The following is a 13,668-nucleotide window of genomic DNA, read 5'->3' as shown; positions in this document are numbered from 1 at the left end:
CAGAGCGGTCCTATGTGGGCCGTCAGCCTGCGAGCCCGTGTTCATAGGCATAGCTGGTGGCGGCTGCCCGTGACGACAGGCCCAGTTTCAGGAAAATGTTGCTGATGTGCCGGGCCACGGTCTTTTCGCTCAGGTAGAGCTCGCCGGCGATGGCCCGGTTGCCCTTTCCGGTTGCCACCAGCTGAAGGACTTCAAGCTCGCGGCGGGTGAGGAGGCTCGCCGTGCCTGGCGTGGCCCCGCTGTCCAACATGCCTTCGTGCAGCAGCGATGCCGCCCAGGTTGCCGCCGGCGCCGCGCCCAGGTCCAGGAGCGCAGCGTGGGCTGCCTCCAGGTACATCAGTGCGGAGGCCTCGTCGCCAAGTGCGCGGCAGGCACTGCCAGCCAGCGCCTGGCAGCGCGCCGCTTCGTACGGAACACCGAGCTCCTGCCACAGCCTCCACGCCTCCCGGAGCGGTTTCAGGGCAGCGGAGGGGTCGCCGCCGGCCAGGCGGACCGCGCCGTCCGCCTGGCCGGCAACGGCCCGGATCATGGGCATAGGGCATTCGCGGGCCAAGGCTTCCAGATCCTCAACACCTCGCCGCGCGGCTTCAACGTCGGAGGCGGCCAACTCGACCTCCACGAGTGCAGGCAGCATGTTCCGGCGTGTAGCGAGGTCTGCCGCGCCAGCTGCCCTCCGGATCATCGCTTGTGCCTGCTGCACATTTCCCCGAGCCAGCCAGAGCAGCGCGAGGCCAGGTTGTGGCTCATAGCCGGAGCGGGCGGCCTGCCGATAGGAAGCTTCGGCGTCGTCCAGTCTTCCACTCAACCGTTCCACCTCCCCCTGCTGGTAATAGCCTCCATAAAGCGCCTGGGCGTCACCCCTTATGGCAAGTCCCTGGGCAGCCGCAGCCGCCATCAGCGCCTCGGCCCAGGCCCCGTGGAGCATAAAGAGTTCGGCGCGGTGTGACTGGCACTGGCCGCTGAACGACACCATGTCAGGGCGGGCACTGCACCAGCGGTCCAGAACAGCCGTCCATTCCAGGGCCCTCTCCAGATCGAAGGCCAGGTGGCAGTTGCCGATGACCGCGCAGTAGATAATCCCGGACGGAATCGGGGAGAGTTCACCTGCCGTGACGGCCACCATGACCTCGTCGAACATTTTGAGTCCCTTGTCAGGGTGACCAAGCATCAGGGTGGCCTGCCCTGTGCCGAGGAGGCCCAGCGCGGACAGGTCTTTGTCGTGGAACAGCTGGCCGAATTCGGCAACGCGGGAGAAAGCCTGCAAGGCGCCCGCCGGATCACCGCCGTAAAGTTTGCCCAGGCCCTCCGGGAGGAGCAGGAGGCCCTGCACAGCGCTCGGCTCGGCCAGTTCATCCACGAGCCGCTGGCCGCGGGCAAACCACCCTCCGGCCCGAGCCTGCTCCCCGAGGAACATCAGTTGCATGCCCATCCAGGCCGCGCACCGTGCGGCACCCTCGACGTCGCCCATCACCAGGTACTCCTCGTGGGCACGGGTGAGGGACTCCAGCCCTGTGGTGCTTTCACCTGTCAGCATCTCGGCCGTCGCCAGCCGTTCGAGGTCGGCGGCCGGCAACCCGCCGCGCCTATCGGCTTCACGGAACGTCTGGTAGGCCTCGGTCCAGCGATGTTCCTGGAAGGCTGACCTGCCCTGGTCAATGCCTGTTTCAGCTGACATCTGGTCCCTTCCGGATACCAACCGCCCAACCTGTTGGTCCGCCGCACGCTGGGCGCCGCGGCACTTAAGCGCCACGGTACGCCCGGCGGAGAAGCGGCACAAGCTAGAGACGCAGCAGCGCGCGCAGCGTCTGAATCGTGTCGGCCGCCGCCGCCGTCTTGTCGTCGCGGTAGCGCTTGACGCGTGCGAACCGCAGCGCGATTCCGCCCGGATAGCGCGGGGAACGCTGCACGCCGTCGATCGCGATCTCCACAACGGTGACGGGCTCGACCCAGACGGTGCCCGCCGTTCTCCGCACCTCCAGCTCCTGGAACCTCTCGGTCTGCCAGCGCAGCAGCACATCGGTGATGCCTTTGAAAGTCTTGCCCACCATCACGTAGCCGCCGGGTTCGCCGAACTCGCCGGCCGGGTCGAGGGCTCCCAGGTGCAGGTTCGACAGGAACCCGGTCCGCCGTCCTGACCCCCACTCGCAGGCAAGAACCACCAGGTCGTAAGTGAGTACCGGCTTCACCTTGATCCAGTTGGAACCACGCCTGCCGGCCGCGTAGGCCGATCCCACCGCCTTCACCACCACGCCCTCATGGCCCGCGGCGAGCGCATCGCGCGACACTCTCTCGGCAACGGCCGCATCTGCCGTGATCTCCCCCGGGATCCGGTGTTCGGGCGCGATGCGCTCCAGCACGCCGAGGCGCGTCAACAATGGTTCGTCGAGCAGGTCGCGACCGTCGATGTGCAGCACGTCGAAGAACCACGGATGCAGCACCGTGGCACGCACCGCATCCGCCCCGAACCGCGACATGGTCTCCTGGAACGGTCGCGGGCCGCCGTCCTCGTCGAGGGCTAGGGTCTCGCCGTCGAGGATCACATCGCGTACCGGCAGCCCTCGCACCACCTCCACCACCTCGGGCAGCCGGTGGGTCACCTCGGCCAGGGTGCGGGTGTAGATGCGCACATCGTCGCCGACGCGATGCACCTGGATGCGCGCACCGTCCAGCTTGTATTCCACGGACGCCTCCCCCGTGACCTCCAGCGCCGCGGTAGCGCTGGCCGCGGTTGCGGCGAGCATGGGCTGCACGGGACGGCCGACGACGAGGCCGACGGCGTCGAGCTCGGCCGCCGTTCCCGTGATCGCAAGCAGGGCGGTCCCGCCGAGATCGCCGGAGAGCATCGACGCGCGGCGTACGGCTTCGGCGGGCCGATCGGCGGCGCGGGCAACGGCATCCGTCAGCACCCCCTCGAGCGCGCCGGTACGCAGTTCACCGAGCAGCACGCCGGCGATGAAGGCCTGCTCGCGCTCGGTGGCTGCCGCCGTGAGCAACCGGAGGGTCGCGGCGCGCTCCGCGGCTGATCCAGCGCCTGCGGTGACGAGCAGCCGATCCAGCGCAGCGTCGAGGTCGGCCACGGTCAGGCTGGGTTCGGCGGCCGGCTCCCCCATGGCTGCTCCCATACCGCGCCAGCCAATCCCAACACGGCCCTGTCGCGGCCTGGCGATGAGCAAGCCGACCGCGGCCGCGATGTCCACGGGCTCGAGCCGGCGCAGCAGATCGGCCAGAGCGTCGACCTTCGCGAGTCGGGAGCGGGTCGACGCGACGGCATCCGTGGTTTTCACGAGCTCGTCCAGCAGCATGGCATCAGTCTGCCACGCCCGCCGACGCCGGACAGTGAAGAACGCTGGACAGCACCGGGACGCCGTTCCAGAATGGACGCGTGGGCATCATCGTGGCGAACCTGTTCATCACTCTTGACGGCGTCTACCAGGCGCCCGGCGGTAGCAAGGAGGACACCGAGGGCAGCTTTGCCTTCGGTGGCTGGCAGATGCCGGTGTCCGATGACGAAGCCGACGCGGCCATTGGCGCCGAGATCGCCCTCATCGACGCCCTGCTTCTGGGCCGGAAGACCTACGACATCTTCGCGTCGTACTGGCCGCACCAGTCTGACGACATCGGCGGGACACTCAACCGGGTGCCCAAGTTCGTTGTCTCCAGCACCCTGACCGATCCAAGCTGGGCGGGCACCACGGTGCTGTCGGATGCCGCCGCCGCGGGACGGCTCCGCGAGGAGTACAACCAGGTGCACATGTTCGGCAGCGGCGTCCTCATCCGTTCACTGCTGGCGGCAGACGTGATCGACCGCCTCCACCTCTGGCTCTATCCGATCACCCTCGGGCAGGGCAAGCGCCTCTTCGACGACGGGACTATCCCCGCCTCGTTCCGTCTCGCCGAGCCGGCGCGCACCTTCCCGAAGGGGGCGGTGTCGCTGGTCTACGAGCGTGCCGGCAACGTTGAAACACAGGACATGCCGGGCGCATAGCGCGGGAAAGCTCACCGCGAATGATTTGTGGCACAAAAAACCGGCCCAGCCGAAGCTGGACCGGTTCTTTGTGCAGAGACTTGATGCAGAGGCCTGGGCCCACGCCGTCAGGGTTCCCTGACCGCGCGAAGCGCGGTGAGGGAGACGGGTGGGTGGGCCCACACCGGCGAGGGACCCAGGTCGAGCGAAGCGAGACTTGGGAGCCGGTGGGGACTAGTGGCTGTGGCCTGCGTGCTCGTCTTCGTTGGCGGGCTTCTCCACCACGAGGGTCTCGGTGGTGAGAACCAGCGCTGCGATGGATGCCGCGTTGCGCAGGGCTGCACGGGTGACCTTGACCGGGTCGATGACACCGGCGGCGATCAGGTCCTCGTACTCGCCCGTCTTGGCGTTGAAGCCGTTGTTGGTTTCGAGCTCGGCAACCTTGGCGGTGACAACGTAGCCGTCGAAACCGGCGTTCTGGGCGATCCAGCGAAGCGGCTGGACCAGCGCGCGGCGGACGATGCCCACAGCAGCGGCGGCGTCGCCTTCGAGTGCCTTGACTGCAGGGTCCTCGTCGAGGGCCTTCAGTGCGTGGATCAGTGCGGAACCGCCACCGGCCACGATGCCTTCTTCGAGGGCGGCGCGGGTGGAGGACACTGCATCTTCGATGCGGTGCTTCTTTTCCTTCAGCTCAACTTCGGTGGCTGCGCCGACCTTGATTACACCGATGCCGCCGGCCAGCTTGGCCAGGCGCTCCTGGAGCTTTTCCTTGTCCCAGTCGGAGTCGGTGCGGGTCAGCTCGGCGCGCAGCTGGGAAACCCGGGCTGCGACGTCTTCTGCGGAACCGGCGCCGTCAACGATGGTGGTGTTGTCCTTGGTGACCGTGATGCGGCGGGCGGTACCCAGCACCTCAAGGCCAACCGAATCCAGGCTGAGGCCCAGTTCCGCGGAGATGACCTGCGCACCGGTGAGGGTGGCGATGTCCTGCAGCATGGCCTTGCGGCGGTCGCCGAAGCCCGGAGCCTTGACGGCAACAACGTTCAGCGTGCCGCGGATGCGGTTGACGATCAGCGTGGACAGGGCCTCGCCCTCAACGTCTTCGGCAATGATGAAGAGCGGCTTGGAGCTCGCCAGCGCCTTCTCCAGCAGGGGCAGGAAGTCCTGCACGGAGGAGATCTTGCCCTGGTTGATCAGGATAAGGGCGTCTTCGAGGACGGCTTCCTGGCGTTCGGAGTCGGTCACGAAGTACGGGGACAGGTAGCCCTTGTCGAACTGCATGCCTTCGGTGAGGACCAGCTCGGTCTGCGTGGTGGAGGACTCCTCGATGGTGATCACACCATCCTTGCCGACCTTGCCGAATGCCTCGGCGAGGAGCTCGCCGATTTCGTCGCTCTGGGCCGAGATTGCTGCCACGCTGGCAACCTGCGTGCCTTCAACCGGGCGTGCGTTCTCGAGCAGGCGGGCTGCAATGGCTTCTACGGAGACCTCGATGCCACGCTTGATCTGGCCCGGAGCGGCGCCCGCCGCAACGTTGCGGAGGCCTTCCTTGACCAGGGCCTGGGCGAGCACGGTGGCCGTGGTGGTGCCGTCGCCGGCAACATCGTTGGTCTTCGTGGCTACTTCCTTGGCCAGCTGCGCGCCAAGGTTTTCATACGGGTCATCAAGCTCAATTTCGCGGGCGATCGTGACGCCGTCATTGGTGATGGTGGGTGCCCCCCACTTTTTGTCGAGGACAACGTTGCGGCCGCGGGGGCCGAGCGTCACCTTGACAGTGTTGGCGAGCTTATCGATGCCGGCTTCAAGCGACCGGCGTGCAGCGTCGTTAAACGCAAGCTGCTTTGCCATGGTTTTGTCCTTTCAAAGACAGAACCCCGTGCTGTTGTTCAGTCAGGGACGGAACAGCAGCACGGGGATCCAAAGAGTTACTTTACGACGATCGCCAGAACGTCGCGGGCGGAAAGCACGAGGTACTCGGTGCCACCGGTCTTGACTTCAGTTCCGCCGTACTTGGAGTAGATAACAACGTCGCCAACGGCAACATCGATCGGAACGCGGTTGCCGTTGTCGTCAAAGCGGCCGGGGCCTACTGCAACAACTTCGCCTTCCTGCGGCTTCTCCTGTGCGGAGTCCGGGATAACCAGGCCGGAAGCCGTGGTCTGCTCGGCTTCGAGCGGGCGGACAACAATACGATCCTCAAGAGGCTTAATAGAGACCGACACTCGGACCTCTCCTTCTACGTCAGCAAATTCATGGACAGTTGAGCTGCTTCGCCGTGGCTGGCAAACCGTCGTCGCGGTGCCGGCAGCAGCCTGGCTGGCAGCTCTTCATGTGTTAGCACCCTCCTAGGGAGAGTGCTAATGATGACTCTATGTATTGGTTAGCACTCGGTCAAGGCGAGTGCCAGAATTATGTCGCCGGCGAACAGCTGTTACCGGCCGGTGAGGTCCTCGAGATCGACGTCCTCGTCGCCGTCGTCCCCTTCCTCAACGGTGCCCCGCCGCAGGTACAGCACCACGGCGCCGCCCACGGCAGCCAGCAGCGAGACCACCAGCAGGATGATGCCGCCTATGCGCGCCCCGGCGTAGAGGCTGCGGATCTCCTGTGCCTCGTCCGTGGCGTCCTGGATGTTCTTGCCGCCCACGGAATAGACGGTGGCGTTGAACGTGTCCAAGAAGAGGATGATTACCAGCAACGCGACGCAGACCACGGCCACTGCGGATCCTGCAATCAGTGCGGGACGGGCAAACTTCACCAGGTCCGGCTTTCTTGCTTGGGGTAGTCCGGACGGCTGGGTCCCTGCGCTGTCTTCCATGCCTTCAACCCTAGCGGGAACTGGCCGCCGGGCTACCTCCACTAGGCTTGAACCCATGGCTCAAGCACCGCAGGACCAGATCGCCCCACTGCTCACGAGCGAAGGCTGGGAGCTCCTGGCGTCCCTGGGCCCGTACCGCGAGGACAAGTCCTTTGAGCTCAACGCGGCTCTCCGCAAGGCCGGGCACTCCCCCGCACTGGTCTCCGCCGTCCTCACCCAGTCCCGGCTGCGCACTAAAGCCGAGCTGAAGTTCGGCGAGTTCGCCCGGAGCATGCTCTTCACGCAGGCCGGGCTGGAACAGGCCACGCGCCTCACCGTGGCCGCCCGGCATGCCGAGCGCTTTGCGCAAGCCGGCGTCCGCCACGTGGCCGACCTCGGCTGCGGCCTTGCGGCGGATTCCCTGGCCCTGGCATCGATGGACATCACGGTCACGGCCGTGGAAATGGACGAAACCACGGCCGCCTGCGCCACGGTCAACCTCATCCCCTTCCCCAACGCCACCGTAGTGCATTCGGACGCAACTACCGTCCCGTTGGACGGGGTCGACGGCGTCTGGCTGGATCCCGCACGACGGGTCACCTCCACCTCGGGTACCAAGCGGATCTGGGATCCTGAGGCGTTTTCGCCGCCGCTGTCCTTTGTCGAATCGCTCGCCGCCACCGGGCGCGCCGTTGGCGTCAAAATGGGCCCCGGCATGCCGCACGAGTCGGTTCCCGCCGGCTGCGAGGCGCAGTGGGTATCGGTGGGCGGCGACGTCACCGAGGTGGCCCTGTGGTTCAACTCCGTGCGCCGGCCGGGAATCCGCCGCGCGGCGCTGCTGCTCGGCCCGCAGGGTGCCGCCGAGCTGACCAGCGCTGAAGATTTCGACGGCGGTCCCGCCGCGCCGGTGGGTCCGGCAGAGGGCTACCTGTATGAGCCCGATGGCGCGGTGATCCGCGCCGGACTGGTGGCGGACGTCGCGCTTCAACTGGGCGGGCACCTGCTGGACGAGCACATCGCCTACATCTGCGCTCCGGAGCTGGTGGACACGCCGTTCGCCCGCGCCTACAAGGTCCTGGAAGTGATGCCGTACAACGTCAAGGCGCTCAAGGCCTGGGTGAAGGAGAACGGCATCACGGTGCTGGACATCAAAAAGCGCGGGACCTCGGTAACTCCGGAGGAACTGCGCAAGCAGCTGTTCGCCGGAAGCAAGGTGGCCGGAAAGAATGCCGGACAAAAAACAGCCACCCTGGTCCTGACCCGCATTGGGGAGGACCGGGTGGCCATCTCGGTGGAACCGGTCTAAGACCTGTCCTGCCGGTGCGTCCTACTGGGCGCGCATAAAGTCCTCGGCGGCCCGGACCTGCTCATCGGTGGGCCGGACACCGGTGTAGAGCACAAACTGCTCGAGCGCCTGGATGGTGGCCACTTCCGCGCCCGTGATCGCCTGTTTCCCGGCGCCGCGGGCCGCCTTGATCAGCGGCGTCTCCGCAGGCAGCGCCACGACGTCGAAGACCACCTTGGCTGCGGCGATCGCAGCTTCCGGGAAGGACAGTGAGTCCACTTCAGGGCCGCCTGCCATGCCGATGGGGGTGACGTTGATGATCAGGTCCGCCGTCCCGCCGTCGAGCGTTGCCCGCCACTGGAACCCGTACTGCTCTGCGAGCGCCCGGCCGGTGTCTTCGTTCCGGGCGATGACGGTGACATCCGTGAAGCCGGCGTCCCGCAGGGCCGCGACGGTGGCCTTGGCCATGCCGCCGGCACCCTGGACCAGCACCGAGTAGTCCGTGGGCACGGCGTTGCTTGCGAGGAGCTGCTCGATGGCGGTGTAGTCCGTGTTGTAGGCCTTCAGATGCCCGTCGGTGTTCACGATCGTGTTGACCGAATCGATGGCTTTGGCGGACGGATCCAGTTCATCCACGAGGGCCATCACGTCCTCCTTGTACGGCATGGACACCGCACAGCCGCGGATCCCCAGGCCCCTGACGCCGGCGATCGCCTGGGCCAGGTCGGTGGGGGCGAAGGCCTTGTAGATCCAGTTCAGGTCCAGCTGGTCATAGAGGTGGTTGTGGAACCGGGTCCCGTTGTTGCTGGGCCGGGCCGACAGCGAAATACACAGGGTCATGTCTTTATTCAGAATGGGCACCTGTCCATTAAAGCGCCGTTGACCGATTCGGCGATGTGTTGCGTGCCAAGTTACGGGCAGCCCGTCCCGGCTGGATGGCTTCCGACGGCGGCGGGCAGCTTCCCCGGGGCAGTCGCCTTCCCTGCCAGCACGGCAACGAGGGCGTCAAAAGCGCCAGGCGTGCGGCCGTACAGCGCAATCTTCACCGCGGCAGTGGAATCCTGCAGCGGCCATGGCGCATCCAGGGCTACGGCAATGTCGCCCCCAACCGGCCGCCCGGCGTAACCGATGAGGCTGACCAGCGGGCCAGCCCCGGTGCCGAGCCCGGCCTTCGCTGCGGCACCCTCAAACCGCGCCCGGTCCTGCGCTGATCCGCCGGCAATCCGGATGCTTCCCTCGACGATTGGCGGGCCGCAGTGTCCGGACAGCACCGTGACGGCGGCCGCGGAGACCCGCGCCGAGATGTCGGCACCGCTGCCGGGGGCTGCGCTGGCGGGGGCCGAACCGGCAGGCGGCGACGTGGTGCGGCCGCGCCAGGTCAACATGGTGGCCACCCGGGTTGCTGCTTCGTCCAGGCGGGCCGTCGGCAGTGTTCCGGCCGCGACAGCGCTCACGATGGCTGCGTGGGCCTGCCCCACGTCCGTGGGCATCAGGAGCAGGTCCGCGCCCGCGGCGAGCGCTGCCGTTGCTGCGGAGCCGCCCGGGTATTGCTGCTGGACTGCGCCCATGTTGAGGGCATCGGTCACAGCCACACCCTTGAAGCCCATGCCGCGCAGCGCAGCATAGGTGGGGCCGGACAACGACGCCGGGACGCCGGGTTCCAAGGCCGGTACGGCGATGTGCCCGGTCATGACCATGGGCATACCGGCGGCGATGGCCGCCCGGAACGGCTTCCAGTCCCGGGCCTCGAGTTCCGCGATGCCCGCGGGCTGCACCGGGAGGTCCTGGTGCGAGTCAACGGTGACGGAGCCGTGGCCGGGGAAATGCTTGACGGCGGGCAGCACGCCGGCCTCCTGCATGCCCTGGGAAAACGCCACCGCCAGGGCTCCCGCTGCGTCCGGGTTGCCGGACATTGACCGGGCACCGATGGTGGGATCTGCCGGGCCGATAGTCACGTCCGCATCGGGGGCGAAGTCCACGGTGAAGCCCAGCGACGCGATCTCCGCGGCCAGAGCGCGGCCAGCGTCCTTGGCGAGTGGCGCATTGCCGGCGGCCCCGTAGCTCAGGGCCGTTGGCCATTCGGTCAGGGGCGCACCCAGCCGCGCCACAATCCCGCCCTCCTGGTCCACGCCGATGAGCCCGGGCCAGGGCCTGCCGTCGGCCGTGGCGGCCTGGGCCAGCCGGGCGTTGACAGCAGTCATGGCAGCCGGATCCGCCTGACCGCGCGCGTCGAGCGGAATGTTGTCGCCCATGATGATTGACCCGGCCAGATGGAGGCGCTCAATGGTGCCGGCCTGGGCTTCGGCGTCCGTGCCGGCGTACACGGGCATCAGCACCTGACCGGCCTTCTCCTCGACCGACATCGCCGCCACGGCGGCCGCGGCGACATCCTGGTCCCGCTGCTCGGGGCCCCAGCCCAGCGGCAGCAGCCCGGGGTCGGGTGAGGGAGAAGCGGACGGAGGTGCCGTCGTCGGCCGCTCTGATTCCGGGGTTGAGGCCGGCGCAGGGCCGGAGGTCGCCGGGGCGGTGGCGGGAACCGCCGTGCAGGCAGTCAGGGCGGCCACGGCAGCGGCCGCAATGAGGAGGGTGGTTTTGTGAACACTGTCACGGGTCCAAAGGAACAAGGCCATCAAGACGATGCTACCCCTGCATTAGACTTGAATGCGGCGCGTGCCCAGGGATATCTGAACAGTTAGGGGAACGCATGAAGATTGATTTCGCTTCATCGAAGCAATCAACTCTTGGTGTGGAATGGGAGCTGGCCCTGGTGGACGGCCAGACCGGCGAACTGGCATCAGTGGCCAACGAAGTACTCAGCGGCGTGGTTGCCAAGCACCCCGAACTCAACGAAGACGACGAACACCCGCACATCAAGCAGGAACTCCTGCTCAACACCGTGGAGCTGGTCACCGGCATCTGCGAGACTGCCGCCGAAGCCAAGGAAGACCTCAACCGGTCCCTGGCCGCGGTGCGCGAAATCACCGACCCCATGGGCGTGGAGGTTTTCTGCGCCGGCAGCCACCCGTTCAGCCCGCCGCAGCTGCAACCCGTGACGGACAAGGCCCGGTATGCCAAGCTGATCGACCGCACCCAGTGGTGGGGCCGGCAGATGGTCATCTACGGCGTGCACGTCCACGTGGGCCTGGACCGGCGCGAAAAGGCACTCCCCGTGCTGGACGGCCTGGTCAACTACTTCCCGCATTTCCAGGCACTCTCCGCGTCGAGTCCGTTCTGGGGCGGCGAGGACACCGGCTACGCATCGCACCGCGCCCTGATGTTCCAGCAGCTGCCGACGGCGGGCCTGCCCTTCCAGTTCCCGTCCTGGGACGAATACGAGTCCTACGTCCAGGACATGTTCACCACCGGTGTGATCGACACCCTCTCCGAGATCCGCTGGGACATCCGGCCCGTTCCCAACCTCGGCACCATCGAAATGCGCATCTGCGACGGCCTGGCCACCCTGGAAGAGGTGGGCGCCATTGCCGCGCTCACGCAGTGCCTGGTGGACGAATTCTCCACCACCCTGGACAACGGCGGCACCATCCCCACCATGCCGCCGTGGCACATCCAGGAGAACAAGTGGCGTGCCGCCCGCTACGGCATGGAGGCCATCATCATCCTCGACGCGGCCGGCAACGAACGGCTGGTCACCGACCACCTCCTGGAGACCCTGAACCGGCTTGAGCCGGTGGCAGCGAAGCTCGGCTGCCCCGACGAACTGGCCGACGTCGAGAAGATCATCCGCCGCGGCGCCGGGTACCAGCGGCAGCGCCGCGTCGCTGCAGAGCACGGCGGCGACCTGCAGGCCGTGGTGCTGGACCTGGTCAAGCAGATGCGGAACGGCCCGACGGGCTAACCCTTCCCCGTTGCTCTATCAGTTGTGGTCCCTAAACCGGCGGTTTGGGGACCACAACTGATAGAGCAAGTTGGGTTTTCGGCAGTCGGGTCAGGCGGGGAGTGAAACCTCGGTGACGGGCATCGAGGAGTCCGGGGCGAAGCGGATGCCGCTGGGCCCGATCCCGGCCATCACCAGCTGCGCACCGAGTGCCGCCACCATGGCGCCGTTGTCTGTACACAGCTCCAGCGGCGGCACGTGGAGTCTGATTCCGGCGGACGCACAACGCTGGCCGGTGAGTTCGCGCAGCCTGGAGTTGGCCGCCACGCCCCCGCCCAACAGCACATCTTTTATGCCATGCTCGCGGCAGGCCAGAACGGCCTTGGACGTGATCACATCCACCACTGCTTCCTGGAAAGCTGCGGCGATGTCGGCCACCGGCACGTCCTCGCCGCGGGCCTCGAACTGCTCGACACACCGCGCCACCGCCGTCTTCAGGCCGCTGAAGGACCAGTCGTAGCGGTGTTTTCCCGGTTCCTCGGCGGTGCCCATGTACTTGGGCTGGCTGAGGCCGCGCGGGAAACGGATGGCTTTGGCGTTGCCGGTGCGGGCCAGCCTGTCGATGGCCGGGCCGCCCGGGTAGCCGAGGCCCAGGATGCGGGCCACCTTGTCGTAGGCCTCGCCGGCGGCGTCGTCGATGGTGGAGCCGAGGAGCTGGACGTCGCTGGTGATGCTGTTGATCTTCAGGATTTCGGTATGCCCACCGGAGACCAGCAGGGCGCCCAGATTCTCCGGGAGACGGCCGTCGGGGCCGAGCCCTGCCGCGAGGCTGGCGGGCCGGCCGGCCCCGCTGCCGGCGGCAGCACCGCCGTCGGGGTTTCCGTCCAGCAGCCCGACGCCGACATGCGCCACCAGGTGGTTGATGGCATACAGCGGCTTGCCGGTGGCCACGGCCAGGGCCTTCGCGGCGCAGACCCCCACCATCAGGGCGCCTGCGAGCCCCGGTCCGGAAGTGACGGCAAGGGCGTCCACATCCTCAAGGGTCACGTCGGCGTCGGCGAGGGCCTGGCGCAGGGTGGGCACAAAGGCGTCAAGGTGTGCGCGGGAGGCGATCTCGGGGATCACGCCGCCGAAGCGGACGTGCTCGTCCATCGAGGAGGACACCGTGTTGGTGAGCAGCGTGGTGCCGCGTACGATGCCGACGCCGGTTTCGTCGCAGGAGGATTCGATGCCCAGCACCAGGGGCTGCGAGCGGTTCATGGCTGGCCTGCTTCTGTTGTGTGGTCCTGGGCTGGTGCGTGACCTGGTGCGGCGTCGGCTGGTGCGCCTTCGGGGGCCAGCTGCAGCCGCATGATGAGGGCGTCAACGCCGTCGCGGTAATACCCGCGGCGGACGTGGATCTGTTCAAAGCCGAACCGCACGTACAGCTGCTGCGCCCGGGGGTTGTCCGCACGGACCTCCAGGAGGACGTCCGCGGCTCCTCGGAGCCGGGCTTCCGTGATCAGCCGGGTCAGGAGCGTTGAGCCGATACCCCGGCCTTCGAATTCAGGCACGACGGCGATGGTCTGGACATCCGCGATGGGCTCGATGCACATCAGGCCGGCGTAGCCCACTATCTCCCCGCTGCTTTCCGCCACCAGGTAACGGCGCGTTTCCGGCTGGGACAGTTCGGACAGGAACATGTGCAGCGGCCAGGCGTCCGCCGGGAACAGCCGCTGTTCGAGGGCATCCACCGCGGGCACGTCCTCCAGGGTCATGTCCCGGAAGACCACTCCATCAGCGCTCGCCGGCAT

At 67.3% G+C, this 13,668-nt stretch carries 12 protein-coding genes; 3 read left to right on the top strand and 9 right to left on the bottom strand.

The window, feature by feature from the left end; all coding sequences use genetic code 11:
• Window positions 1-22: 22 nt before the first annotated feature.
• Both MUN23_RS15930 and MUN23_RS15925 read right to left on the bottom strand, forming a co-directional pair.
• Window positions 23-1,675: a helix-turn-helix transcriptional regulator gene (locus MUN23_RS15930; protein WP_248759668.1), complete on the bottom strand. Its 1,653-nt coding sequence runs from the start codon at window positions 1,673-1,675 to the stop codon at window positions 23-25.
• A 103-nt stretch (window positions 1,676-1,778) separates the two neighbouring features.
• Window positions 1,779-3,302 carry an ATP-dependent DNA ligase gene (locus MUN23_RS15925; protein ID WP_248759666.1) on the bottom strand — a complete coding sequence of 508 codons (1,524 nt, stop codon included), beginning with the start codon at window positions 3,300-3,302 and terminating at the stop codon, window positions 1,779-1,781.
• 80 nt (window positions 3,303-3,382) lie between these two features.
• Between MUN23_RS15925 and MUN23_RS15920 the strand changes: the two genes are divergently transcribed.
• Complete coding sequence (locus MUN23_RS15920; protein WP_248759664.1) at window positions 3,383-3,985, top strand: dihydrofolate reductase family protein; 603 nt, start codon at window positions 3,383-3,385, stop codon at window positions 3,983-3,985.
• Window positions 3,986-4,198: 213 nt separating this feature from the next.
• Here the strand turns inward: MUN23_RS15920 and groL are convergent, their stop codons facing one another.
• The 3 genes from groL to MUN23_RS15905 all read right to left on the bottom strand — a co-directional run bounded on the left by groL (window position 4,199) and on the right by MUN23_RS15905 (window position 6,776).
• Window positions 4,199-5,809 carry a chaperonin GroEL gene (groL, locus tag MUN23_RS15915; protein ID WP_248759662.1) on the bottom strand — a complete coding sequence of 537 codons (1,611 nt, stop codon included), beginning with the start codon at window positions 5,807-5,809 and terminating at the stop codon, window positions 4,199-4,201.
• A gap of 77 nt (window positions 5,810-5,886) precedes the next feature.
• Entirely contained in the window at window positions 5,887-6,183 is a 297-nt protein-coding gene (groES, locus tag MUN23_RS15910) for a co-chaperone GroES (protein ID WP_018773735.1), read from the bottom strand.
• 209 nt (window positions 6,184-6,392) lie between these two features.
• Window positions 6,393-6,776, bottom strand: coding sequence for a hypothetical protein (locus MUN23_RS15905; RefSeq protein ID WP_248759661.1), 384 nt, complete (start codon window positions 6,774-6,776; stop codon window positions 6,393-6,395).
• Window positions 6,777-6,831: 55 nt separating this feature from the next.
• Here MUN23_RS15905 and MUN23_RS15900 point away from each other — a divergent pair, with 55 nt between their 5' ends.
• A complete protein-coding gene (locus tag MUN23_RS15900) occupies window positions 6,832-8,061 on the top strand; it encodes a class I SAM-dependent methyltransferase (protein ID WP_248759660.1) in 1,230 nt (409 codons plus the stop codon).
• 21 nt (window positions 8,062-8,082) lie between these two features.
• On the opposite strand, the gene MUN23_RS15895 is transcribed toward MUN23_RS15900, so the two are convergent.
• Window positions 8,083-8,901 (bottom strand): shikimate 5-dehydrogenase, encoded by an 819-nt coding sequence (locus tag MUN23_RS15895; protein WP_256468629.1) that lies wholly within the window; start codon window positions 8,899-8,901, stop codon window positions 8,083-8,085.
• A 50-nt stretch (window positions 8,902-8,951) separates the two neighbouring features.
• The gene (locus MUN23_RS15890) at window positions 8,952-10,403 is read right to left on the bottom strand and encodes a glycoside hydrolase family 3 N-terminal domain-containing protein (protein WP_248764107.1); all 1,452 of its coding nucleotides are present in this window, start codon (window positions 10,401-10,403) and stop codon (window positions 8,952-8,954) included.
• Window positions 10,404-10,744: 341 nt separating this feature from the next.
• Here MUN23_RS15890 and MUN23_RS15885 point away from each other — a divergent pair, with 341 nt between their 5' ends.
• The gene (locus tag MUN23_RS15885) at window positions 10,745-11,896 is read left to right on the top strand and encodes a glutamate--cysteine ligase (protein WP_248759658.1); all 1,152 of its coding nucleotides are present in this window, start codon (window positions 10,745-10,747) and stop codon (window positions 11,894-11,896) included.
• Between the two features lie 90 nt (window positions 11,897-11,986).
• Here the strand turns inward: MUN23_RS15885 and tsaD are convergent, their stop codons facing one another.
• Together tsaD and rimI are read right to left on the bottom strand one after the other, a co-directional pair.
• A complete protein-coding gene (tsaD, locus tag MUN23_RS15880; RefSeq protein ID WP_248759657.1) occupies window positions 11,987-13,135 on the bottom strand; it encodes a tRNA (adenosine(37)-N6)-threonylcarbamoyltransferase complex transferase subunit TsaD in 1,149 nt (382 codons plus the stop codon).
• The gene (gene rimI, locus MUN23_RS15875) at window positions 13,132-13,668 is read right to left on the bottom strand and encodes a ribosomal protein S18-alanine N-acetyltransferase (RefSeq protein ID WP_248759656.1); all 537 of its coding nucleotides are present in this window, start codon (window positions 13,666-13,668) and stop codon (window positions 13,132-13,134) included. The genes tsaD and rimI overlap by 4 nt, the downstream gene beginning before the upstream one ends.

This window comes from Pseudarthrobacter sp. SSS035 (assembly GCF_023273875.1).
Taxonomy (GTDB): domain Bacteria; phylum Actinomycetota; class Actinomycetes; order Actinomycetales; family Micrococcaceae; genus Arthrobacter.
This window is presented reverse-complemented; position numbering and strand designations above follow the sequence as displayed.

Bases quoted from the DNA above. Each gene is read 5' to 3' on its own strand.
- groL (WP_248759662.1), bottom strand. From the start codon at position 5,809: ATGGCAAAGCAGCTTGCGTTTAACGACGCTGCACGCCGGTCGCTTGAA.
- MUN23_RS15900 (WP_248759660.1), top strand. From the start codon at position 6,832: ATGGCTCAAGCACCGCAGGACCAGATCGCCCCACTGCTCACGAGCGAA.
- rimI (WP_248759656.1), bottom strand. From the start codon at position 13,668: ATGCCGGCGAGCGCTGATGGAGTGGTCTTCCGGGACATGACCCTGGAG.
- MUN23_RS15905 (WP_248759661.1), bottom strand. From the start codon at position 6,776: ATGGAAGACAGCGCAGGGACCCAGCCGTCCGGACTACCCCAAGCAAGA.
- MUN23_RS15930 (WP_248759668.1), bottom strand. From the start codon at position 1,675: ATGTCAGCTGAAACAGGCATTGACCAGGGCAGGTCAGCCTTCCAGGAA.
- MUN23_RS15885 (WP_248759658.1), top strand. From the start codon at position 10,745: ATGAAGATTGATTTCGCTTCATCGAAGCAATCAACTCTTGGTGTGGAA.
- MUN23_RS15925 (WP_248759666.1), bottom strand. From the start codon at position 3,302: ATGCTGCTGGACGAGCTCGTGAAAACCACGGATGCCGTCGCGTCGACC.
- tsaD (WP_248759657.1), bottom strand. From the start codon at position 13,135: ATGAACCGCTCGCAGCCCCTGGTGCTGGGCATCGAATCCTCCTGCGAC.
- MUN23_RS15890 (WP_248764107.1), bottom strand. From the start codon at position 10,403: ATGTCGGTCGAGGAGAAGGCCGGTCAGGTGCTGATGCCCGTGTACGCC.